The 23,607-nt window shown below is 43.2% G+C and carries 25 protein-coding genes and 1 tRNA gene; 8 read left to right on the forward strand and 18 right to left on the reverse strand.

What is annotated here, in order from left to right; all coding sequences use genetic code 11:
* Positions 1-10: 10 nt before the first annotated feature.
* Positions 11-247, reverse strand: a complete 237-nt coding sequence (locus ACNORC_RS01935) for an acyl carrier protein (protein ID WP_013069791.1) — start codon at positions 245-247, stop codon at positions 11-13.
* A 148-nt stretch (positions 248-395) separates the two neighbouring features.
* On the opposite strand from ACNORC_RS01935, the gene purN reads away from it, so the two are divergent.
* The 4 genes from purN to ACNORC_RS01955 all read left to right on the forward strand — a co-directional run bounded on the left by purN (position 396) and on the right by ACNORC_RS01955 (position 4,453).
* Positions 396-998: a phosphoribosylglycinamide formyltransferase gene (gene purN, locus ACNORC_RS01940; protein ID WP_418333903.1), complete on the forward strand. Its 603-nt coding sequence runs from the start codon at positions 396-398 to the stop codon at positions 996-998.
* Positions 991-1,473, forward strand: a complete 483-nt coding sequence (rnhA, locus tag ACNORC_RS01945; protein WP_418333904.1) for a ribonuclease HI — start codon at positions 991-993, stop codon at positions 1,471-1,473. Before purN ends, rnhA begins: the two co-directional genes overlap by 8 nt.
* Positions 1,474-1,550: 77 nt before the next feature.
* On the forward strand, positions 1,551-2,474 hold the full coding sequence (locus tag ACNORC_RS01950) for a PfkB family carbohydrate kinase (protein WP_418333905.1): 924 nt from the start codon (positions 1,551-1,553) through the stop codon (positions 2,472-2,474).
* Between the two features lie 80 nt (positions 2,475-2,554).
* On the forward strand, positions 2,555-4,453 hold the full coding sequence (locus tag ACNORC_RS01955) for an amidophosphoribosyltransferase (RefSeq protein WP_418333906.1): 1,899 nt from the start codon (positions 2,555-2,557) through the stop codon (positions 4,451-4,453).
* Positions 4,454-4,956: 503 nt separating this feature from the next.
* On the opposite strand, the gene ACNORC_RS01960 is transcribed toward ACNORC_RS01955, so the two are convergent.
* The 8 genes from ACNORC_RS01960 to ACNORC_RS01995 form a co-directional block, all read right to left on the reverse strand.
* Complete coding sequence (locus ACNORC_RS01960; protein ID WP_418333907.1) at positions 4,957-6,210, reverse strand: sodium ion-translocating decarboxylase subunit beta; 1,254 nt, start codon at positions 6,208-6,210, stop codon at positions 4,957-4,959.
* Between the two features lie 18 nt (positions 6,211-6,228).
* Positions 6,229-6,657 (reverse strand): biotin/lipoyl-containing protein, encoded by a 429-nt coding sequence (locus ACNORC_RS01965; RefSeq protein ID WP_386779777.1) that lies wholly within the window; start codon positions 6,655-6,657, stop codon positions 6,229-6,231.
* Between the two features lies 1 nt (position 6,658).
* Entirely contained in the window at positions 6,659-7,030 is a 372-nt protein-coding gene (locus ACNORC_RS01970) for an OadG family transporter subunit (RefSeq protein ID WP_418333908.1), read from the reverse strand.
* Between the two features lies 1 nt (position 7,031).
* Entirely contained in the window at positions 7,032-8,591 is a 1,560-nt protein-coding gene (locus ACNORC_RS01975) for an acyl-CoA carboxylase subunit beta (protein ID WP_418333909.1), read from the reverse strand.
* A gap of 4 nt (positions 8,592-8,595) precedes the next feature.
* Entirely contained in the window at positions 8,596-9,009 is a 414-nt protein-coding gene (gene mce, locus ACNORC_RS01980) for a methylmalonyl-CoA epimerase (RefSeq protein ID WP_418333910.1), read from the reverse strand.
* Positions 9,010-9,068: 59 nt separating this feature from the next.
* Positions 9,069-10,709 (reverse strand): phosphoenolpyruvate carboxykinase (ATP), encoded by a 1,641-nt coding sequence (gene pckA / locus ACNORC_RS01985; protein WP_418333911.1) that lies wholly within the window; start codon positions 10,707-10,709, stop codon positions 9,069-9,071.
* Between the two features lie 85 nt (positions 10,710-10,794).
* Entirely contained in the window at positions 10,795-11,574 is a 780-nt protein-coding gene (locus ACNORC_RS01990; protein ID WP_418333912.1) for a universal stress protein, read from the reverse strand.
* Positions 11,575-11,865: 291 nt separating this feature from the next.
* Positions 11,866-12,618, reverse strand: a complete 753-nt coding sequence (locus tag ACNORC_RS01995) for a UDP-2,3-diacylglucosamine diphosphatase (RefSeq protein WP_418333913.1) — start codon at positions 12,616-12,618, stop codon at positions 11,866-11,868.
* Positions 12,619-12,753: 135 nt separating this feature from the next.
* Between ACNORC_RS01995 and ACNORC_RS02000 the strand changes: the two genes are divergently transcribed.
* Both ACNORC_RS02000 and ACNORC_RS02005 read left to right on the forward strand, forming a co-directional pair.
* Positions 12,754-13,707, forward strand: a complete 954-nt coding sequence (locus ACNORC_RS02000) for a ring-cleaving dioxygenase (RefSeq protein WP_418333914.1) — start codon at positions 12,754-12,756, stop codon at positions 13,705-13,707.
* Positions 13,707-14,354, forward strand: a complete 648-nt coding sequence (locus ACNORC_RS02005; RefSeq protein WP_418333915.1) for an alpha/beta hydrolase — start codon at positions 13,707-13,709, stop codon at positions 14,352-14,354. Before ACNORC_RS02000 ends, ACNORC_RS02005 begins: the two co-directional genes overlap by 1 nt.
* Here the strand turns inward: ACNORC_RS02005 and ACNORC_RS02010 are convergent.
* Positions 14,351-14,803 (reverse strand): 6-pyruvoyl trahydropterin synthase family protein, encoded by a 453-nt coding sequence (locus ACNORC_RS02010; protein WP_418333916.1) that lies wholly within the window; start codon positions 14,801-14,803, stop codon positions 14,351-14,353. The two genes, ACNORC_RS02005 and ACNORC_RS02010, sit on opposite strands and share 4 nt — an antisense overlap.
* Before the next feature lie 153 nt (positions 14,804-14,956).
* On the opposite strand from ACNORC_RS02010, the gene ACNORC_RS02015 reads away from it, so the two are divergent.
* On the forward strand, positions 14,957-15,577 hold the full coding sequence (locus ACNORC_RS02015; protein ID WP_418333917.1) for a 2OG-Fe(II) oxygenase: 621 nt from the start codon (positions 14,957-14,959) through the stop codon (positions 15,575-15,577).
* An 18-nt stretch (positions 15,578-15,595) separates the two neighbouring features.
* Here ACNORC_RS02015 and ACNORC_RS02020 read toward each other — a convergent pair whose 3' ends face one another.
* From ACNORC_RS02020 to ACNORC_RS02040, 5 genes are read right to left on the reverse strand one after another with little or no spacing between them, the layout of a single operon-like run.
* Entirely contained in the window at positions 15,596-15,775 is a 180-nt protein-coding gene (locus ACNORC_RS02020; protein ID WP_386779821.1) for a hypothetical protein, read from the reverse strand.
* Between the two features lie 32 nt (positions 15,776-15,807).
* Complete coding sequence (locus ACNORC_RS02025) at positions 15,808-15,990, reverse strand: hypothetical protein (RefSeq protein WP_418333918.1); 183 nt, start codon at positions 15,988-15,990, stop codon at positions 15,808-15,810.
* A 3-nt stretch (positions 15,991-15,993) separates the two neighbouring features.
* On the reverse strand, positions 15,994-16,764 hold the full coding sequence (locus ACNORC_RS02030) for an enoyl-CoA hydratase/isomerase family protein (protein WP_418333919.1): 771 nt from the start codon (positions 16,762-16,764) through the stop codon (positions 15,994-15,996).
* Positions 16,765-16,823: 59 nt separating this feature from the next.
* Positions 16,824-18,152 (reverse strand): MATE family efflux transporter, encoded by a 1,329-nt coding sequence (locus ACNORC_RS02035; RefSeq protein WP_418333920.1) that lies wholly within the window; start codon positions 18,150-18,152, stop codon positions 16,824-16,826.
* On the reverse strand, positions 18,149-18,652 hold the full coding sequence (locus ACNORC_RS02040) for a GNAT family N-acetyltransferase (protein ID WP_418333921.1): 504 nt from the start codon (positions 18,650-18,652) through the stop codon (positions 18,149-18,151). The genes ACNORC_RS02035 and ACNORC_RS02040 overlap by 4 nt, the downstream gene beginning before the upstream one ends.
* Positions 18,653-18,767: 115 nt before the next feature.
* Between ACNORC_RS02040 and ACNORC_RS02045 the strand changes: the two genes are divergently transcribed.
* A tRNA-Ala gene (locus ACNORC_RS02045) sits at positions 18,768-18,844 on the forward strand.
* Between the two features lie 738 nt (positions 18,845-19,582).
* On the opposite strand, the gene ACNORC_RS02050 is transcribed toward ACNORC_RS02045, so the two are convergent.
* The 3 genes from ACNORC_RS02050 to ACNORC_RS02060 are packed head-to-tail and all read right to left on the reverse strand — an operon-like array spanning position 19,583 to position 23,555.
* Complete coding sequence (locus ACNORC_RS02050) at positions 19,583-19,954, reverse strand: hypothetical protein (RefSeq protein WP_418333922.1); 372 nt, start codon at positions 19,952-19,954, stop codon at positions 19,583-19,585.
* Positions 19,951-20,802, reverse strand: a complete 852-nt coding sequence (locus tag ACNORC_RS02055; RefSeq protein ID WP_418333923.1) for an alpha/beta hydrolase family protein — start codon at positions 20,800-20,802, stop codon at positions 19,951-19,953. Before ACNORC_RS02055 ends, ACNORC_RS02050 begins: the two co-directional genes overlap by 4 nt.
* Positions 20,799-23,555, reverse strand: a complete 2,757-nt coding sequence (locus ACNORC_RS02060) for a PD-(D/E)XK nuclease family protein (RefSeq protein WP_418333924.1) — start codon at positions 23,553-23,555, stop codon at positions 20,799-20,801. The genes ACNORC_RS02055 and ACNORC_RS02060 overlap by 4 nt, the downstream gene beginning before the upstream one ends.
* Positions 23,556-23,607: the final 52 nt, after the last annotated feature.

Genomic DNA, 23,607 nt, shown 5'->3' on the forward strand with positions numbered 1-23,607 from the left:
TTTTTACTTTTTATTTTTTTGCGTCTTCAATATAAGAGATAGCCTGACCTACCGTAGCAATGTTTTCTGCCTGGTCATCTGGGATCTGGATATCGAATTCTTTTTCGAATTCCATGATCAACTCTACAGTGTCTAATGAATCAGCGCCCAAGTCGTTGGTGAAGCTTGCTTCGTTAACTACTTCGTTCTCGTCAACGCCTAACTTGTCAACGATAATCGCTTTTACTCTTGATGCAATGTCTGACATAACTTGTGTTTTTAATTTTTAATTAAGTGGCAAAAATAAAAAACTTTATTTTAAAACCTGTTTTTCCTTCAAAAATGTGAAGGGAAATTACGGAATTTTCAGTGAAAGCAATTAATTTTACCTCCCAATAATTGTTAACAACTCCACATTGCTCACTCCCAGAAAATCAGAAACTAAACAGATCGTAATCTTTGCATCCGGCTCCGGCACCAATGCTGAAAATATTATAAAGTATTTTCAGAAGTCGGGTAAAGCCAATGTAGTCGCGGTCTTCTCGAATAACCGTTCCGCAAAAGTCTTGCGTCGCGCTCATGATCTGGGGGTAAAAGCCCTGCATTTTGACCGGGAAGCCCTCTATGACAGTAAGGAAGTTCTAAACCTCCTGAAGGACATAAAACCCGACCTGATTGTGCTGGCAGGATTTCTCTGGATCTTTCCAAAGAATATTCTCAAAGCTTTTCCAAACAAGGTGATCAATATTCACCCTGCCTTACTACCTAAATATGGAGGAAAAGGCATGTACGGAATGAATGTACATCGTGCTGTGGTTGATCAAAAAGAGATGGAAACCGGCATCAGCATTCACTTCGTCAACGATCAGTACGACGAGGGAGAGCTAATTTTTCAAACCACAACCCCTGTAGAGCCAGATGATACTGCAGAAGATATTGCCGCAAAGATACATGAGCTGGAATATGAGTACTTTCCGAAGGTAATTGACAAACTCCTATTCCCTTCAGAAAATGAATAATGCACAGGTACATGTCTATACAGACGGAGCCGCAAGAGGAAATCCGGGCCCCGGAGGCTACGGAATTGTCATGGAATGGGTAGGAAAACCTTATAGAAAGGAATTTTCTAAGGGCTTTAAACACACTACCAACAACCGGATGGAATTACTGGCAGTGATCGATGCTCTAAAAAAACTCAAAAATCCGGAGACCAAAGTAGTAGTCTTTACCGATTCAAAGTATGTAGCCGATGCGGTAGAAAAAGGCTGGGTCTTCAACTGGGAAAAAAAAGGATTCAAAGAACGAAAAAATGTGGATCTGTGGATCGAATTCCTGAAGGAATACAGGCAGCACAATGTGAGGTTCAAATGGATCAAGGGGCACAACGAACACCCGCAGAACGAGCGTTGTGACCAACTTGCCGTGGAAGCTTCAAAAGGAAAAAAGCTGCTCATCGACACCGGATTTGAAGGCGACGGAAATAGCCTTTTTTAGCACACTGTTTTTCGCCTGCACACTTTATCGCTTGAAAAACAAAACCGTATATTTGCACCTCATTCTTAAAAAATACTATGAGTAAGTTATTAATAGTGGGAACAGTAGCTTTTGATGCCATTGAAACCCCTTTTGGTAAAACAGATAAAATTTTAGGTGGTGCCGGAACATATATAGGACTTTCAGCTTCACAATTTGATATTGAAAGTGCTGTGGTCTCTGCAGTGGGAGAAGATTTTCCACAGGAGTACCTGGACCTGATGAGTGAGAGAAATATTGATATTTCAGGAATTGAGGTAGTAAAAGGCGGTAAAACCTTTTTTTGGAGTGGTAAATACCACAACGACCTGAATTCAAGAGATACGCTTGACACACAACTGAACGTGTTGGCAGATTTCCAGCCGGTAGTGCCTGAAAACTTCAAGTCTCCGGATATTGTAATGTTAGGGAACCTGCATCCATTAGTGCAGTTAAGCGTGCTGGAGCAACTGGAACGACCAAAACTCGTAGTATTGGACACCATGAATTTCTGGATGGACAATACCTGGGAAGATCTAATGAAGGTAATTTCCAAAGTAGATGCCCTTACCATTAATGACGAAGAAGCGAGACAATTGACCGGGGAATACTCTCTGGTTAAAGCTGCCCGCAAGATCGCCGATATGGGTCCTAAATATGTAGTGATCAAAAAAGGGGAACACGGCGCATTGTTATTTAACAATGACAGGATCTTTTTCGCTCCTGCCCTTCCGCTGGAAGAAGTCTTTGATCCAACCGGAGCCGGAGATACTTTTGCAGGTGGATTCACAGGATACCTGGCCCACACAGAAGACATCTCTTTCAGCAATATGAAAAATGCCGTGATCTATGGCTCGAATCTTGCTTCCTTTTGTGTAGAAAAATTTGGAACTGAGAGAATGCAGACATTGACAAAAGAAGAGGTCCATCAACGGCTGGAAGATTTTAAAGCTTTAACGCAGTTTCAAATAAAACTGACATAAAATACCATGCCCTGTAATTTCAGGGCTTTTTTTATGACTAAGCGCGCGAATAAACAACACATAATAATTACACTTTTACTATGAGTGACGCTCTTAAACACGAATGTGGAATTGCACAAATCAGGTTGCTAAAACCTCTGGAATACTATAAGGAGAAGTATGGCACTGCTTTTTATGGGGTGAACAAAATGTACCTCATGATGGAAAAGCAGCACAACAGGGGGCAGGATGGTGCAGGTTTTGCCAGCATCAAACTAAATACCCAACCGGGTGACCGATATATAAGCCGGGTGCGTTCCAATGCAGCTCAACCAATTCAGGATATATTCGCTCAGATCAACCAGCGTATCAATCAGGAGATGAAAGACCATCCTGAATATTCTGATGATGTGTCACTTCAGAAAAAACATATTCCATATATAGGAGAATTGTTCCTTGGCCATGTGCGCTACGGAACCTTTGGGAAGAATAGCGTTGAAGCAGTTCACCCGTTTTTGCGGCAGAACAACTGGATGCACCGTAACCTGATTGTTGCCGGAAACTTCAATATGACCAATGTTCACCAGCTGTTCAATAACCTCGTGGAGTTGGGACAGCATCCAAAGGAGAAAGCTGATACCGTCACCGTGATGGAAAAGATTGGTCATTTCCTTGATGATGAAGTGCGCAAACTCTATAAGAAATTAAAGAAGGAGGGATATACCAAAGTAGAAGCATCGCCACTTATTGCCGAGCAGCTCAATGTTGGTAAAATCCTGAAAAAATCTGCTAAAGACTGGGATGGTGGTTACGCCATGGCAGGTCTATTAGGTCACGGAGATGCATTTGTACTGCGCGATCCCGCAGGAATTCGCCCCGCTTATTATTACCAGGATGACGAAGTGGTGGTTGTGGCTTCAGAAAGGCCGGTGATTCAGACTGTGTTCAATGTAGAATTTGATAAGGTCAATGAACTTCCTCCCGGGCACGCCATTATTACAAAAAAGAGTGGTGAGGTACGCATTAAACAGATCCTGAAGCCTCTTGAGCGCAAAGCCTGTTCTTTTGAGCGGATCTATTTTTCCCGCGGAAGTGATGCAGAGATCTACCAGGAACGTAAAAACCTTGGAAAACTCCTGATGCCGGAAGTTCTCAAAGCTATTGATCACGATACCATAAATACTGTTTTCTCATATATCCCGAATACCGCTGAAACCTCTTTCTACGGAATGGTAGAAGCAGCACAGGATGAATTGAACAAACAGAAGAATGACACTATTCTTGCTGAAAGGGAGAACCTGACCGATAAAAGGCTGCAGGAGATCCTTGCTCACAGGTTAAGGACTGAAAAAATTGCCATTAAAGACGCTAAGCTGCGAACCTTTATTACCGAAGACAGTAGCCGTGATGATCTGGTAGCCCACGTATATGATGTTACTTATGGAGTTGTAAAACCGGAAGACAGCCTTGTGATCATTGACGACAGTATCGTAAGAGGTACCACTCTTAAAAAGAGTATCATTAAAATGCTGGACCGTACCAATCCAAAGAAAATTGTGGTGGTTTCTTCTGCTCCGCAGATAAGATACCCCGATTGTTACGGAATTGACATGGCCAGGTTGGAGAATTTGGTCGCTTTTCAGGCAGCCCTTGAACTGCTGAAAGAGAACAATATATACCATATTGTTGAGGAGGTATACCAGAAATGTCTGAAACAGGTTGAACTGGACGATAAAGAGGTGAAGAATTTTGTAAAAGAGATCTATGATCCTTTCACCAATGAACAACTTTCTGATAAGATCGCCGAGTTGTTGAGTGACTCAGATATTAAAGCTGAAGTAAAGATCATTTACCAGACTGTCGAGAACCTTCACAAGGCCTGTCCTCACAACCTGGGTGACTGGTATTTCACAGGGGACTATCCCACCTATGGTGGAAACCGGGTAGTGAACAGAGCCTTCATCAATTTCTATGAAGGAAACACGGACAGGGCCTATTAACGGTGGGTATTTCTGACTTTCGTCGATGAAATTATGTAGTTTATCTAATTTCTCTGCACTTCATCTAAAAACGTTCGCAGGACTCATAATATTACTTACCTTAGCATAGCCATAACATAAGTAGGTTAAGTTCATGGTAGATTTGGGGCAAAAAAGGTGGAGCTATCCACCTTTTTTATTTTATATACTTTCCGGAGCCATTTTTCCCAAGACTAAAGCTTTATTCATTCAATCCTTTTCCGAAAGATGACTCAAAAATGACATTTTTGAAGCTCTTTTTTAGCCACAAATTCACGAATGGATTCTTTTTGGATTCCTGCCTTTTAGCCACTGATTCACGGATAAATCATCGGCTATTCTAATTTTAACCTTTGGGTATTTTGCCACGAATACACAAATACTTTGTTAGCCCACCAGCCATTTTTGAGGCAGTACTCCAAAGATCATCCGTGCATCCGTGGCCACAGAAAAAATGTTTCTAATTTTCAACCCAAGATCCTGGATCACATAAGAAAACTCATCATGATCCCGGCTGCGACTGCAGATCCTATCACCCCGCTTACGTTGGGAGCCATCGCGTGCATCAATAAATGATTGGAAGGATCGCTCTTGATCCCTTCCATCTGCACAACCCGGGCACTGTCTGGAACCGCTGAAACTCCTGCTGCCCCTATAAGTGGATTTATTTTATTGTTTTTACTGAGGAACAGGTTCATCACTTTTGCAAAGATTAGTCCGCCAGCGGTAGCAATAATGAAGGAGGCTGCACCCAAAAGAAATATTTTGATAGATCCTGCTGTTAGAAAGACATCGGCCTGCGTAGAAGCACCCACTGTTATTCCTAGCAGGATAGTAACAATGTCAATCATTTTTGTCCGTGCAGTTTCGGCAAGCCTTTCGGTAACCCCGCTTTCCTTTAAAAGATTTCCGAAGAAGAGCATTCCCAGAAGCGGCATGGCTGTAGGGGAAATAAAGGTGGTCAGTAAAAACCCAATAATAGGAAAAAGTATCTTTTCGAGTTTGGAAACTGCCCGGGGCGGCTTCATTTTTATCAACCTTTCCTTTTTAGTGATAAGCAATCTCATAATGGGCGGCTGAATTACCGGAACCAGCGCCATGTATGAATACGCGGCTATTGCAATACTTCCTATTAAGGTGGGCGCTAACTTGGCAGAAGCAAAAATCGCGGTTGGCCCGTCAGCCCCACCGATTATGGAAATAGCTCCGGCCTCGTGTACTTCAAATCCCAGGGCAATGGCACCAATGAATGTTCCGAAGATCCCCACCTGTGCAGCCGCACCAAGAAGCATTAACCGCGGATTGGAAATAAGAGAGGAGAAATCGGTCATGGCTCCAATTCCAAGAAAGATAAGAGGCGGATAAATACCTTTGGTAACTCCGAAATAGAGATAGTTTAGCACGGAGCCTTCTTCATAGATCCCTACACCTATTCCTTCCTGAAAAGGGATATTTCCCAACATTATTCCCATTCCAATAGGGATGAGCAGCAGCGGTTCATAGTGATATCTGATGGCCAGGAAAATAAAGAACAGCCCAATGCCGATCATTACGAGGTTGGCAGCGTTGGCATTCGCAAATCCGGTGTAATCCCAAAAACGTTCAAGACCTCTTACCAGGCCACTGCTGCTTCCTGAATCTGCCGGAAAAAGATCCTGCGCCATGACCGTTCCCTCTAACAGGAACGGGACCAGGTAAAGTATTGCCAGAATTACTGAAACGGTTAAAAACTTTTTCATACGATTTGGGGCAAATTTTTATCCAATTGACATTAAAATATCGTTCTGCAAAACCGAATCTCCCGCCTTTACCCGAATATCCTTCACTGTTCCTGCTTCATCTGCCAACACATGATTTTCCATCTTCATCGCTTCCAGAACCAGTAGTTCATCACCTTTTTTCACCGTATCTCCTTCCCTGACCTTTAGCTGCAGAATATTACCCGGTAAGGGCGCAAACACCGGAAAGCCTCCCAGAGAAGCCGTTTTTTTGATCTGTCCTTCTCCCGGCGGACTCACCACTTTTTCTCGAACCAACTTCGGAGTTTTGAGTGGTCTTTTCATTTCATGATGCACTTCCACCACGTATTCGGTCCCATTCACTTCCAGGGTGGCAATCTCATCTTCCATCTCTTTAATATGGACCGAATAGGAGTTGCCATTTATTTTAAAATCGAATTTTTTCATATCAGTAATTTTTTCCGGGGAAATTATTCACGCCGTATATCTTGGAACTCCATGGGGAATAGGTCCTGGAGACCCTTTTTATGGTTAGTACGCCGCTCTCCTCGTCGTGCTGTTCCTTAAAATAAAGTGTAAGGGCCATTCCAATGGCAGCGCTTACCTCTCCCGAAAGATATTTTTCTTCGTTAGCTGCACCTGCTCTTGCCGCTCTTGAATCCCTTATTTTTTGTGCACCGTTCATCCCCAGTCCCAGGATCTTTGGCAGGCTCTGGAAACAGAACACCAGCAGAACCAGTGCAACGAATACCACGCTGTAGCCCACCACCGTTATGATCCAGATCTCAGACCAGTCCACTATCATCATTGAGTAATTCATATTAAAGAGGTATGTTAGAATGTTTTTTAGGAGGGTTCGTAAGTTTTTTTGTCTGAAGGGTCTGCAAGCCTCTTATGATCCTGAAGCGGGTATTTCTGGGTTCGATGACATCATCTATATACCCATAGGATGCAGCTTCATAAGGGTTGGCAAACTTCTCCTTATACTCCTGTTCCTTTTCAGCTTTATAATTTTCTCTTTTTTGAAGATCTTCCATGGCATTTAATGCCCTTCCTTCCAGCACTTCAATAGCTCCGGAAGCACCCATTACTGCGATCTCTGCTGAAGGCCAGGCATAATTGAGGTCGCCCCGAAGTTGCTTACAGCTCATTACATCATGCGCCCCGCCATATGATTTCCTAAGGGTGATGGTGATCTTTGGAACCGTAGCTTCTCCATAAGCGAACATGAGTTTGGCGCCATGCACAATAATTCCCGCATACTCCTGTCCACTACCCGGAAGAAAGCCCGGCACATCCACAAAAGTGAGTATCGGGATATTGAAGGAATCGCACAGCCTCACAAATCGGGCAGCTTTTCTGGAAGCATCACAGTCCAGTACGCCCGCTAAAAAGTTAGGTTGATTCGCCACGATCCCCACACTCTCGCCATTCATTCTCCCGAAACCGACTATGATGTTTTTTGCATAATTCCTGTGTACTTCCAGGAATTCACTGTCATCTAAAATGCTAAAAAGCACCTCCTGCATATCATACGGCTGATTGGGATTATCGGGAATGATCATATTTAGAAAATCATCCATCCTGTCAATGGGATCATTAGTGCTTACCAGCGGCGCCTCTTCCAGGTTGTTCTGTGGGAGATAAGAAAGCAGCTTCCTGATAAGCAGCAGTCCATTTTCTTCGTTTGGCACCATGAAATGTGATACTCCGGATTTTGTTGCGTGTATCTTCGCTCCACCCAGGTTTTCAACAGTGATATCTTCACCGGTAACGGTTTTTACCACTTTTGGTCCGGTGACGAACATATAACTATTCTCTTCGGTCATCATCACAAAATCGGTCAGTGCTGGCGAATACACCGCACCTCCGGCACAGGGTCCAAAAATGGCAGAAATCTGGGGTATTACCCCTGATGCCAAAATGTTGCGCTCAAAGATCTCAGCATAACCTGCAAGAGAGGTCACTCCTTCCTGAATACGAGCGCCCCCGCTGTCATTTATCCCAATTACGGGAGCTCCCGCTCTCATCGCCATATCCATTATCTTACAGATCTTTTGAGCAAAGGTTTCAGAAAGGGAACCGCCAAATACGGTAAAATCCTGGGAGAAGACGTATACAACCCGGCCATCTATGGTGCCGTGCCCTGTTACCACTCCGTCGCCAAGCACTTTTTTCTGTTCCATTCCAAAGTTGGTACAGCGGTGTGTGACGAACATGTCAAACTCCTCAAAACTGCCCTCATCCAGTAGAATATCTATTCGTTCCCGTGCCGTTAATTTCCCTTTTTGATGCTGACCTTCGATTCTTTGAAGACCTCCGCCCAACCTAGCGGTTTCCCGCATTTTTATCAGCTCGTTGACTTTATCCTGTCCTGACATAATTCTATTTTTCATCTTGTTTTTCACATAGTTCGGTCAATACTCCAAATGTGGATTTTGGATGCACAAAAGCTATCTGTAATCCTTCGGCGCCCAACCTGGGAGTTTCGTCAATTAGTCTCACTCCTTTTTCTGAAAGTTCATCAAGGTTTTCCTGCAGGTCTTCCACGGCAAATGCCAAATGGTGTAAACCTTCCCCTCTCTTTTCTATAAACTTTCCGATAGGACCTTCGGGCGAGGTAGATTCCAGTAATTCAAGTTTGGTTTGTCCAACCATGAAAAACGCCGTTTTCACCTTTTGATCCTGAACTTCTTCTACGCGGTAACATTTCAGCCCCAGCTTGTCTTCATAAAAATCAATAGCCGCGTCAAGATTTGATACGGCGATACCAATGTGTTCTATATGTGTAGCTTTCATAACAAGTATTCAAAGCAGGCAAAACCGGCGATACCGGCTTTACCTGCTGTAGTTAAAATTTAATTTCCGGATAGACCCACCGGCATTTTGTGATGTTCATCTATTAATGGTCCCCCTTCAATAATAAAGTCGGATGCTTCCTGTGCGTATTTTTCAAAATTCAGGTGGAAGGAATGAGCCAGCTGTATGGATTTCTGCACATACGCCGTTTTCTGAAGCCAGGTATTCATTGGATTCAGCATCTCAGAAGGCACTCCGTGGCAATATTTCGGCATATCGAGTCCAAAGATGGGATGCATCTCATAATCCACTTTTTGAAGTTCCCCTTTCAGGATCTCAGAGATCATGGCGCGGGTATATTTCAATTTTATACGGGAGCCAACGCCATAAGGACCTCCACTCCAGCCGGTATTGATGAGCCACACATTCACACCCGATTTTTCCATTTTCTGACTCAGCATTTCAGCATAAACAGTAGGATGCAATGGCATGAATGGTTCTCCAAAACACGCAGAAAATGAAGGAACCGGTTCATTGATACCGGCTTCTGTCCCCGCTACTTTAGCGGTATATCCCGAAATAAAATGATAAGCAGCCTGTCCCGGAGTGAGTTTGGAGACCGGAGGCAAAACTCCAAAAGCATCACAGGTCAAAAAGAAAATATTCTTCGGATTCTGGGCGTAAGAGCCTTCCTGAATATTTTCAATATGATCAATAGGATAGCTTACACGGGTGTTTTGCGTGATCCCGGAATCAAAAAAATCCACCTGCCCATCGTCCTTTAAAAAGACATTTTCGAGCATAGCTCCGGGTTTGATCGCCCGGTAGATATCGGGCTCCTGTTCCTCGGTGAGGCCGATCACCTTGGCGTAACATCCGCCTTCAAAATTGAAGACCACATCGTTTTCTGTCCAGCCGTGTTCATCATCTCCTATGAGACGTCTTTCAGGATCTGCGGAAAGGGTCGTTTTTCCTGTTCCCGAAAGTCCGAAGAAAATAGCAGTATCCCCGTCTTCACCAACATTAGCCGAACAGTGCATAGGTAATACATTACGTTCAACAAGCAGGCTGAGATTCAAGGCTGAAAAAATCCCTTTTTTCATCTCGCCGGTATAGGCAGATCCTCCTACAAGAGCGATCTTTTCTGAAAAATTGAGGATGCTGAAATTGCCCTGACGCAATCCTAATTTCTCCGGCTCCTGTTCTATATAGCCCGGGGCGCAGAGTACCAGCCATTCCTCTTGAAAATCTTTCAGCTCCTCCTCCTCAAGTCGGAGGAACATGTTCTTTACAAAGAAATTAGACCACGGATATTCAGTAATACTGCGCACATTCATTTGATAATCGGGATGGGCGCACACATAACCATCATGCACATATACCTCTTTTCCGCTCAGGTAAGCCGCCACCCGCTTATACAGGGCCTCAAAATTCTCTTCAGAAATGGGTTTATTGATCTTGCCCCACCACACTTTTTCGCGGGTATAGTCATCCTTTACTATGAACCGGTCCTGCGGGGAGCGGCCTGTAAATTTTCCGGTATTGACCGCCAAAGTACCATTGGCAGTCTCACTACCCATTCCCTTTTCCAAAGTGATCTTTTGTAATTCTCCCCCTGAAAGGTTCCACTGAACTAAACAGTCGCGAAGACCGTATTTTAGAAGCGTTCCGGTTGATGGAGGTGCTGCAATTTTAGTCATGATTATGGTTATTTATTGGTTGAACAGATGAGTGCCACGGGCAAATCGCCAGGCAAAGAAGGTTAATTATCTCATTTTTGGATACCTAGTCCAGCACAAGCAAAGGCACGTTGGAGTGAAGGGTTAAAAATCGGGTAAGACGACCTTCAGAAGGCTCGCCGATCTTGAGATGGGTATTCGGCATGATCGCCACCATGTCAATATCATGTTTTTCAATGTATTCCAGGATCCCTTTTTCAATGTCTTCATTTTCCGAAAATGAATGGTGAGAATAGAACATTTCAAGGTAGTACTGCAGGGTATTCTCATTGCTCTCGTCAACTTCAGAATAAGCCACCGCCACCGGAGTCTTTTGTACGGTCAATACATGCACCTGGGCTTTGAATTTCCTGGACACTTCCAGCAGAACGTACAGGGGAGATCTATCGGCAATATGCTCCTGCCCAACCGAAAGTATGATAGTGTTCAATCTGAATTTTTGGAATTTTTCAGGAATGACCAGCACAGGGAGATCAGCCTGGTGTACCAACCTCGAAGTTTGGGTAACGAAATCTTCTTCATCAATTTCGGCACCACGGGTTCCCATTATTACCAGGTCTACCTCCAGCTTCTCCTGCAACTCAATTATAGTAGAGATCAGCTCCCCGGTCATCACCAAAGTTTGCAACTTCGGATTTAAAGGGTGATCATATTTTTGAAGAACTAACTCGAATTTTTGGCGTATTTCTGCTTCAGATTCATTTTCTGTTCTAATGTGAAGAAGATGTAAATGAATAGATGGGTCTTGATCTGCAAATTTTACTGCATAGTTTAAAGCGTTTTGGGACACTTCGGAAAAATCGAAAGGAACAAGGATGTTTTTCATGATAAGAACTTATAAGGATGTAAACTGAAATTTCCTTTTTTGTCCTATAAAGATAACCCCGCGAAAAGCCGGTAATCATGACATTTGTCAATTGCAGCCGGAAAGTAATTAACATTTAAGGCACGAAAACGATTGAAGTTTTTAGCCCCTCATCTACTGCGGAAAAATGCGCAAAAAAAGCTATTAAAAAATAGTTCTAAATATACCTGGCAGCTGCAGCTGCAGTGACTTAAAGTTGGGTGATGATCGTCTGAAAAAAGAAGGTTTCACGGTAGTCAAAAATGCCTTTTTTCACCACTCTTTCAGCTTCAATTCCTCCCCATCAAATTCGCCGTATGTGTAGAAATTGATCCAATCTCCAAGATTGAGATAAGTGGAGTTTTCCTGAAGTTTAAAATTTATTGGTAAGTGCCGGTGTCCAAAAATGAAATAATCGTAATGCTGCGTCTCCAGCTTTTTGCGGCAGTACTGGATGAGCCATTCCTTTTCTTCCCCTAGGAACTCTACATCTTCTTCTCCGGAAATCGCTTTGTTCTTTACGGAAAAATACTGGGCTAAAGGTACGCCGAGATCCGGGTGCAGCCAACGGTAGAGCCATTTGGCAAAAGGATTGGTGAACACCTTTTTCATGCGCTTGAAGCCTTTATCCCCGGGTCCAAGACCATCACCATGACCAATGAGGAACTTTTTTCGGTTGAACTCAAACTCCTTCGGACGGTGATAAACGGGAATATCCAACTCAGTCTGGAAATAGTCATCCATCCATAGATCATGATTTCCCACGAAGAAATACACGGGAATACCGCGATCTCTTATCTGCGCCAATTTCCCCAGCACCCTCACAAATCCTTTTGGAACTACATGTTTGTATTCAAACCAGAAATCAAACAGGTCTCCTAAAAGAAAAATGGCAGCGGCATCCTCGCTTACCTTATCAAGCCAGGCAACAAATTTTTGCTCCCGTGGACGGCTCTCTTCAGCAGTAGGTGCGCCCAGGTGATTATCACTTGAGAAATAAATTTTTTTCCCCGCAGGAATTTCCATTGACATGGTTTAAAGGTGTAAAGATATAGTTAAAAATTTCTAAGTTAAAAGATAAACGCAATTTCACCGCCCGTAGCGCAGGTTCAGTCTTTTGTAATTAGCTTAAAGAACACTAACTTTAAGGAAAAGACGGGTATGGAAAAATTAGTTACGGGAATTCATCATGTTACTGCGCTGGCCGGAGAACCACAGCGAAATCTGGATTTTTATACCGGCATTCTCGGGCTTCGAATGGTGAAAAAGACCGTCAATTTTGATGCGCCCGATGTTTACCACTTCTACTATGGCAATGAGACCGGACAACCGGGAACTATCCTTACTTTTTTCCCTTATGAAGGTATCCGACCGGGCCGGCAGGGCAAAGGAATGCTAAATGTCACTACCTTCTCAGTTCCCATTTCTTCCATGGAATTTTGGGAGAAACGCTTTAAACAATTCGGAATAAATTACACTCCGGCTCAAGACAGGTTTGATGGAGAAGCGGCCATGTATTTTCAGGATCCTGATGGACTGGGATTGGAATTGATCTTCAACGACAGTGATGAACGCCCCGGTTTTTCTTATGGCAGCATTCCCAAAGAACATTCAATAAAAGGCTTTTACAGTGTCGAGATCTGGCAGGAAGGCTATGAGCGCACCGCCGGATTGCTTACTGAAGTCCTTGATCACCATCTCATCGCCGAAAAAGGAAGCCGTTTCAGGTTTGCAGCGACCGATGCTCCCGGCAGTTATATTGATATTCTCTGCTCTCCGGACAGCCTTAAAGGTTTGGGGGGTGGCGGCACCGTGCACCACCTGGCCTTTAATACAGCCAACAAAGAAACACAAGCCAAGGTGCGGGAGAAGGTCTTAAAAAGTGGGTTCAATCCCACTCCTGTTCTGGACAGGCAGTATTTTGAATCCATCTATTTTCGGGAACCTGGTGGGGTACTATTTGAGGTCGCTACTGCCGAACCGGGATTTGCCGTTGATGAAGAACCCGCCAAGCTGGGCGAAGAACTAAAACTTCCGCCGCAATATGAATCCAGAAGAGAGTTGATCGAAAAAGCAGTAAAACCGGTTACCCTTAACCCTACAAAGTTTAAATAATGCTACACCAAAAAGACTACAGATACGACGGAAAGCCTGTTGAGGAAGCAAAAAAAGTACTGATCATGCTCCACGGAAGGGGAGGCTTTGCTGAAGACATTCTCGGGCTGGCAGACCATCTAAAAATTGATTTGGACGAGTTTGCACTGGTTGCTCCTGAAGCCTATAACAACAGCTGGTATCCACTTTCTTTTATGGCTCCGGAAGAACAAAATCAGCCCTGGCTGAATTCGGCACTGGAACTCCTGGCAGAATTAGAGCGGGAACTCAACGAAAAAGGTATTCCTTCAGAAAAGATCTACTTCTTAGGATTTTCTCAGGGCGCCTGTCTTACCCTGGAGTACGTGACCAGAAATGCAAAAAAATATGGAGGTGTCATTGCTATTATTGGCGGACTCATTGGGAAGCACATCAATACAGGGAATTATCTCACCAACTTTGAAGGCACCCCTATCTACCTGGGAACAAGCGACCCCGATTCTCATGTACCTGTGGAAAGGGTACAGCAAACGGCCGAGATCTTAAAGAACAAGAATGCCAAAGTAGAATTGCGCATCTATAAGAACGCCGGACACGTAATTCTCCCCGAAGAATTAGGAGTGGCCAATAATCTCATTTTTGGATATCCAGGTAAAGAAAAAGTTTAGGTATTGTCAGAAGCGTACCACTCGGCATAGGAAGTTTCGGTTTCCTGTAACCTGAGGGAAAATAACTTTATGTGGGTGGGCAGTCTCTTTTTGATCTTTTCAGCAAAATCCTGGATCATATTTTCACTGGTGGGCTGATAATCAACAAGGATCACAGTATGCCCCCTTTTTTCCAGTTCTTCTGCTAATTCCACATGAGGAGTGTTCTTATTAAAGACAGTAGCATGGTCAAAAAGGTCTACAATTTCCTGTTTTACGATCTTTTTCAGATCTCCAAAATCGATCACCATTCCAAGTTTCACATGATCTTCATCTGAAATTGGTTTTCCTATCACAGTAACGGCAAGTTTATAACTATGCCCGTGGACATTCTTGCATTTTCCGTCATAGCCATACAAGGCGTGCCCCGTTTCAAAGGAGAATTGCTTGGTGATCCTGATCAAACCCATAAACTACTTTTTTGCAAAGATAAGTCAATTTTGCGGCTTTTTATTCCGCAGTATTTCAAAGGGTTAGTTGCCATAAATTTTTAAAGTGCCAGTAGATTTTATGAAAATTGTATTCTTTTTTAAAATACATTTGCCGGCCTTAAAATTTGAGCTGTGGAAATACTTGAAAATGTCCTTTATGAAAAGATCATTTCAGATCTATTGGAAAAGAAGTATTCTGTTGTAGAAGACTTTTTTGATCTTGCTGAAGTGCTACAGCTTCGGAATTCCCTGCTTGGAAAATACGAAGAAGACAATTTTAAAAAGGCGGCTATTGGAAATCGCACCAATGAGATCATCGCGAAATCCATACGTGGAGATTTTATTTTGTGGCTCAATGAAGCACAGGCAGAAGAAACGGAAAAGGCCTTTTTTACGAAGATCAATGACTTTGTTGATTACCTCAACAAAACCTGTTTTTTAGGCATTTTGCATAAGGAATTCCATTACGCGCTTTATCCTGAAGGAACCTTTTACAAAAGACACCTCGATACTTTTCAAAACGACGACCGAAGAAAACTTTCCCTTGTATGTTACTTAAATGAGCAGGATTGGCAGCCGGAGTACGGCGGGGAGTTGGTCATTTACACTAACGAAGATGGCAAAGAAGTAGAAAAGGTTATTTATCCTTTCCCCGGCCGTGTGGTGATCTTTGAAAGTCAGGTGCTGGAGCACGAGGTAAAACCGGTAAAAACCGAAAGGCTTAGTATCACAGGCTGGTTAAAGACCCGATAAAAACCCTTTTTTGAAACCTCATCTTTTCCCGTGCCGCTTATCCCAGCGATACCTGGCATAGAAGAAAATGAAGATCACCAGGAGGATTCCCACCAGGTAAGGCCATTGATCTTCTAAAAAGGTTTCTATGGCAAAACCATATTGTTCATCGGACGTAGCCGGTTTGTCTTTGGGTAAATGTTCTTGCTGAAAAGTCATACCTGAAAATACAAAAATTCAGGCAGCTGGCTTTAGGTCCAGTCATTTCTTTTCTTTCTGAAGAACATGAAGTAAATAAACAATGCTACAACGATGACAGCAATGGCAGCCGATTCATAAAAATGACTCCCTACAAAATGACCAATAGCATATCCAATCTTGTAAGATGCACTTTCGGAAGTATTTTCTGCGGCCTGAAAAAATAGTGCTAACATATTCTACTCTTTTTTAAACTTACTTAAAGCATTTTTGGTGAATTCAGAAAGCACCAGTTCTCCGGAAACTGCTGCCCTTTCGTAAAGCAGGTGTTCCCAATTTTCAGTTCCCGACCACAGCACTTTTTTCATTTCAGCAAGGGCTTCCGGATTATATCCGGAGAGTTGTGCTGTAAAATATTCCAGCTCCTTATCCATTTCAGGAATCGATTCAAAAACACGAGCGTATAAACCTTTTTCCTGCGCCCAATAAGCATTCTTCCAAACCTGTGCCGCAAGGGTTAGTTCCGCGAGGGCAGCGACGCCCATTTTGCGTTCTATTGCAGGGGCAATGACAAAGGGACCGATCCCAATGCTCAGTTCTGATAATTTTATAGCTGCCTTTTCAGTAGCGAAACAATAATCGCACGCCGCGGCTAAACCAACACCGCCTCCCACAGTCTTTCCATGAATACGGCCAATGATCAGCTTTTTACAACTGCGCATAGCATTGATGACCTTGGCAAAACCCGAAAAAAAGTGCCTTCCTTGTTCAATATTTTCCACCGCCAGTAGCTCATCGAACGAAGCGCCCGCACAAAAGGCCTTTTCCCCTTCAGATTTCAGGATGATCACTTTCACGGCATTATCTTCTGAAAGCTTGTCCAATTCCTTCTCGAGCCGGTCCAGTAGAACTCCGGGGAAGGAGTTGCTCGCAGGATGCCCGAATTCAAGGCTGGCTACTCCGTTTGTTATTTCTGTATAGAGACTTCCGTTTTCCCTGTTGGTGGTCATTTTAGATGAATTTTTAGTAAAGTTACATTTTAAGTACGAAATACAATACTTCGAGACCTTCAGGCAGTCTTATGTAAATACTTCCTTCGGAATTTTATAACCAGCGCGCTGCTTCTTATCAGCATCCAGACAAAAAAGGCTATCCAGATAGCATAAAGGTTCAAGCCGAAGTAATCTCCAATCAGCAAAACCGGCGTAAATCCGAGGAAGGTTGCGGCTAACAGAACATTTCGAAGATATTTTGCCTCTCCCAGACCTTTAAAGATTCCGTCGAACATAAAGGCAATAGCATTGATTGGCTGCATGAACAGCACCATCCAGAAAACCGAAGAGAACAGCACCAGCACGGTACTTTCTTTGCTAAAGATCAAGCCTATCTCTTCATAGAACAGGCTGCAGATCCCGATAAGAACGATAGCGATAGTTATAGCATATTTGCTGATGTCGATGCTGAGATGCCACAGGCGTTTATAATCCTTCGCACCCAATAGTCGGCCGGAAATGGCATTTCCGGCATTGGCATAACCATCAATAAAAAAGGAAAAGAACAACCAGATATTCATCAGGATACTCTGAGCTGCGATATAGTTCTTGCCATAGTCTGTGGCATATGCATTGGCGAGATAGATAGCGAAGTTTAAAGCGGCCGTTCGTACGAACAGGTTGGCGCTCATCAACAGCAGACCTTTCATTTGTGGATTTATATTGAAGCTTAAACGCAGCCCGAAAGGAGTTTTCCGGAAGAAAAAATGTAGGGCCATGATCAGCATCACAGCCTGAGAGATAACACTGGCATAGGCCGCTCCCCGCAAGTGCATAGCCGGTACAATCCCATCTATTCCATAAACCAGCAAATAATCCAGTCCCACATTCAAAAATGCTCCGGTTAGACTGCATTTCATAGCCCATAAGGTATTTTGTAAACCTCTGAAGACCCCAAAAATGGCAAAAGTGACCAGGGTGAGGGGATAGCCCAGTGCTCTTATCTTATAGTATTCAGCAGCATAGTTCAACACCAGCCCTTCGGCATTATAGGCAGAGAAGATCATCCTGGCAAAATAAGCGGACAAAATGTAGATCAGGAGGCTCAATAGCAGGTTGAAGTAAATAGCCTGTGGCACCAAAGTTTTCACGGCATGTAATCGGCTGGCTCCAAGGTTTTGGGAAACCAGGGCAGAAATGGCGGTCTTGGTCTGGGCCACGATCCAGATAATGGCAGAGAGAAAAGATCCCACGATACCCGCCGCTGCCAGTGATTCTACAGGATCTCTTTCCACGTTTCCAATAATGGCAATATCGGTAAGAGAGATAAGGGGCTCAGCTATACCGGCAATAATGGCGGGAATGGCAATTTTGTTGATCTCTCCGAAAGAAACTTTTCCCTTCATTCCAGCACTTTTTCATAACAATAGAAAGGCTGGTCACTCTGCTTCGGAAAATAGATCTTTCCCAATTTTTTATAGCCCCGGGTCTCATAGAACCGCTGATTTCGCTCATTTTGACTAAAGGTGTCCAGGCGAACGGAAATATAACCTTCCTCCCTGGCCAGCTGCTCTGCAAAATCCATCAGTCTTTGTCCATTCCCGCTGCCCCAGCTCACCGGCCGGGTAGCCAGGCGATGGATGTACAGGTTGTTCACATTGGGAGTCAGCCACTCTATGGGTTCGTATTCGGCATCTATAACGGGTGTAATAACAATTATCCCCAACAGTTCGTGATTTTCCTCAAGCACGTAGAGTTCCTGCCTCTCAATATCCTTCTCCAGTTTTTCTTTAGACGGATAGAATTCATTCCACTGAAAAATGCCTTTTTTCTGCATGGCTCTGGCACAGGCCTCGGTGAGTTCTTTAGCCGGAATAAGATCAGATTTCTTTGCTTTTCGTATCATTCAGGAGGTAAAAGAAGAACAAAATTAATTTTAATAGAAAGAAAACAAACTCTTTACTGGTATAAATTAATTTAATACATTTGCCCCGTTGAATTTAACTGTTCAACGTCCAGACGGGGGATTAGCTCAGCTGGCTAGAGCGTTTGGCTGGCAGCCAAAAGGTCATCGGTTCGACTCCGATATTCTCCACCAGAAAAAACCACTGTTTTTACAGTGGTTTTTTTATTTCTTGAAACCATTTACTGAGCCTCGTCGATCAAGAATCAGATAAATTAAATCCATTACCATACTATAATTAGGGCAAAAAGGGCGTCGGTTCCCCCGACGATTCGGGGCGATATTCTCCACCAGAAAAAACCACTGTTTTTACAGTGGTTTTTTTATTTCTTGAAACCATTTACTGAGCCTCGTTGATCAAGAATCAGATAAATTAAATCCACTACATTAATATAAATAAGGCCGAAAGGAGGTCGGTTCCCACGACAATTCGGGGCGATATTTTCCACAAGAAAAACCACTGTTTTTCACAGTGGTTTTTTTATTTCCTGAAATATTTACTGAGCCTCGTCGATCAAGAATCGGATAAATTAAATCCATTACCATACTGTAATTAAGGACAAAATGGCATCGATTCCCCCGACGATTCGGGGCGATATTCTCCACAAGAAAAACCACTGTTTTTACAGTGGTTTTTTTATTTCTTGAAACCATTTACTGAGCCTCGTCGATCAAGAATCAGATAAATTAAATCCATTACCATACTATAATTAGGGCAAAAAGGGCATCGGTTCCCCCGACGATTCGGGGCGATATTCTCCACAAGAAAAAACCACTGTTTTTCACAGTGGTTTTTTTGTTTCTGAATATTTCCGAGAGGAAAGTAATCCCTAAAAATGCCAAAAGAGCATTGGTTCTAAGGAGGATCAAGGTTTATTCTTTCACATACCTATATTGATAACAATCAAAGCACTCCTCGTAAAGCACCAGCTCATTTCCTTTTACCTCAAAAGAGTGCGGAGTACTACCGTCGTCATAAACGATCATTTTCTCCCTTTTTCCGGTCCGTATAGATTTGCGGGTTTCAAAATGGTAAGCCCTGGCCCCCATAAGAATACCTTTTTCATATTCCTTAATACTGTCCCTGGTGATCACCAATGCCGGAATCTCTGAAGGCGTCCCTGCATTATCCACACGGCCGGTAATACCTCCCGAGGTTTCCTGCCATGTGTATTTGCCAACAAGATCGGGTGCTGCACAACTCAGGCTGAGCCCAAACAGAAATAGAATTGCTATCTTTTTCATAACTCTACAAAATTTACAACTTTTTTTACAATCTGCTGCATTGCCAACGGCAACTCTTCTTTTTCCCATGGATGTGAGGCTTCAAAAACGTGATCGCTTCCCTTCAGCAGGAACAATCGGGAGTTTTTTGACCATTTTTGAAGATCGTATGCATTTTCCACCTCCACGGTTTCATCATTGGTTCCATGAATGATCAAAAAAGGGATTTCCAGTTGCTTTGCTGCTCTTGAGATTGTAAGCCGCTCCTCGCTTTCTTTAAAATCTTCATAGAAGTCAAACAAATGCGGCATTTGCTGTTTGGTTCGGGTATTTTCTATATAAGCGATCCCTTTTTGTTCCCAGGCTTTTAGTTCTTCTCCCTGTGGAAAACGATCTCCAAAATCACTTACCGCTGCCAGGGTAACCAGTTTTTTGACACGACGGTCTTCTGCAGCCTTGACCACTACCACGCCACCACCTCGGGAATGTCCCATAAGGGTAATGTTAGAAAGGTCAATAGCCTCCGGACTCGGAAAATCATTCCCACAGATCCAGTCGAAAAGCACCTCCAGGTCATCGAGTTCTTTAGTATATGTATTCTCCCCAAAAGCATCCAGATCGGGAAAATCTATAGGCTGCTCCAAAGTACCTCCGTTAAAGGCAAAATTGAACTTCACGAACACGATACCCTGTGCAGCGAATTCTTCTGCCATCAAATTCCACGCTCCCCAATCTTTAAAACCTTTATAACCGTGACAGAATACCAGTACCGGCGCATTCTTTAGATCTTCCTCGTAAAAAACATCTGTGATCACAGGTCTGCCGTGCTTTCCTTTCAATGGAATATTTCTGTGTATTCTTAAACTCATAATCTCACTTTTATTTCTTTTTCCTCGAAGGCTACTTCCGGATCAAAGATCTCCAGAATAAGATTCTGAAGCTGCATTTTGAATGCTTCCATTGTCTCTTCGGAAATATCTGTGTCCTTTTTAGCTCCGTTACCTTTTTTGTCCTTTTTGGCAAACTTCAAAAATCCGGCCTGCAGATTTTTAAAGGAGATTATCCCGGCTTCAACCGGCTTCTCAAATCCTCTTTCCCCCTGCATCATGAGAGCATACATCAAGATCTGGAAAGGCTTGCTATAACTGTCATAGTCTGAAGCGATCTCGTTCCAGTCTACCACTTCCACCTTTGACTGCTCTACCTTACCGGTTTTGTAGTCAATGATCCTCTTCTTTCCATTAAAAAGATCGACCCTGTCAACCGTTCCTTTGATGTACACCGGAAACGAAAGTCCAGGCACCGGCAAGGCGATTCTCATTTTATCCTCTATTTGGATAATTTTGATGTGGTTCCCTTTAAGTACGCTCTTTTTCTCTGCCTTTAGAAAATTAGTGACATATCTCTTAGCCACCTCAAAAATGAGGAGATTTTTTCCCTTTTTCAAAGGGGCTTCAGAATAGTGTTTTTTGAACTGCACCCCAATTTCTTCAGGTGTTCTTTCTATCGCTTTTTCAAGGTCGTCCTCCTGCAATTCCTTCCCTATCCAGGCCTCATAGAATTTCTCGAGCGTATCATGTACCACACTTCCCAGCGTATTATAGGCAACCGTTTCTTCTACTTCTTCGGGTTGTTTGATGTTCAACACATACTGTTTATAAAAATCAAGAGGATTTCTAATATAAGTGGTCAATGCCGAAGGAGAGATCCCGGCTGCAGCCAGTTCCTGAAGACGGTTCAGAATATCGGGAGTCTTTTTTATCACCTTCAATTCTGTTTGAATCGCCGGCACTTTTGGTGCTACCGTATACTCATTTAATTCGTGTTGTGGCTGCTTTTCCATTTCTAACTGGAGGAGGAAGCGGCTTTTTTCACCCGCATTAAGTCCGCCACTCTCTGTGTTGTACAGGAGATAGGCTCGTTCAGCTCTTTGCAGGAGGTGATAAAAATGGTAGGTATAAACGGCGTCCTTCTCTCGGTAAGTCGGAAGGTTATAGGCACATTTCAGATCAAACGGAATAAATGAGTTGCTGCTTTTACCTGCCGGTAAGACACCTTCGTTGACCGAAGTAAGAATGACTGTTTCAAAGTCAAGCACCCTGCTCTCCAGCATTCCCATCAACTGTAAACCTGTAAAAGGTTTTCCGCGGAAATCTACCGTCTTACTGCTCAACAGATCTTTATATAAGGTAAACAAGGATCTGATATCCTTTACATATTGATATTTTTCTAAAAGGCTTTGCAACTGATTGAACAACAAATGGAACTGGTACAAAAATTCCAGCATCAGGCTGTCCTGATCCCTGTCGAGATTTTTCTTTGCTGTAAGCACCAGTTCTTGCAGGTTTTCAATTGCCTTGGAAGGATCTTGTTTCCAGGACTTGAAACACAGTTCATAGACATAATGCGCCTCTTGCGGCACCTGGGCCATTAACTCAGGAACTGTCAGGTAGACCAGGTTCTCTTTTTTGATCTTCTCTGCCACTTTTACTGAACTGTTTCCGGTGATCTTCTGGATCAAAGGATGATTACTGATCGCTGTAATATCCTTGTAGTAAAGTTCATCACCTTTTGCTGTAGAATGCATTTTTAAGAGGTGCTCAAAAAGGAAAGAAATGGGTGCGTTTTTAAGGGCAAACCCCATGGTGATATTGACATCGCCAATTCCCGGTGGTAAAGAATTAAGCACCGGCAGTAACAGATTTTCATCTCCCAGAACTACTGCGGTCTTAGCAATCTCTTCAGGGGACATTTTTGCCAACAGTTCGCCTACGTACTTAGCCTGGCCAATATTCTTTGGGATACCAATTACATCTATCTTCTTCGGTTTACTGAAATCATCAGAGATCATTTTGATCTCATTTTCCTCATAGAAAGGCCATTTTTTCAGATACTGTCTCAAGAACATAGAGACATTATGCTGTTCATCATCCAGGAAGCTACGGTCGATATCCCAAAACACTTCCGCTTTTTTATGTTCCAGCATCTTCTGAATGATCTCCTGTTCCGCAGTATTTAGGGCATTGAAACCAACAAAAATAAAAGGCCCTGTTTCCTTAGCCAGATAACCCTCAATGCTTTCTGCCGCCTTTCTATAGACCATCCCCTGATACGCCAGTCCGTTCTCCTCGAGACCTTTTCTCAGCTTTTCATAGTACAGTGGAAGTCTGTTCCAGAAGGACAAATAATTCATCATTAGAGGCGTTCGCTCCTCCTGCAGGTACCAATGGTTCATCTGCTGAATATTTTCAAGATACCCAAAGAAGGATTTGTAATCGATGAGGTACCTATCAATTTCATTAAAATCGTAGAGTAAAGTTTGAGCCCAGGAAGAAAATGTATCGAAATTTTCCCTTTTTTCTATGGGAGTACACTCGAGATATACCCGGTAAAATTCAAACAGGGCAGTGATATTATCTGCTGAATCTACTCCGGCCACTTCTTCTGAAAAATCTTCTATACTCAAAACTCGTGGAGCAAAAAAAGAAGACCCGCCCATGGCAGCGAGCTGCTTTAAAAGAAAGGAGCCCGCCCTTTTACTAGGGAGGACAAAAGTATATTCAGAAAGGGGTTTTTCTCTGGAAACAAGTTCTTGAAGGACCTGGGTTATGAATGTTGTCATGCCTTAAAAATAAAAAACGCCCCGATGATATCGGAGCGTTTTCTAAAACTTT

This window comes from Salinimicrobium soli (assembly GCF_048323655.1).
In the GTDB taxonomy this organism is placed as follows: domain Bacteria; phylum Bacteroidota; class Bacteroidia; order Flavobacteriales; family Flavobacteriaceae; genus Salinimicrobium; species Salinimicrobium soli.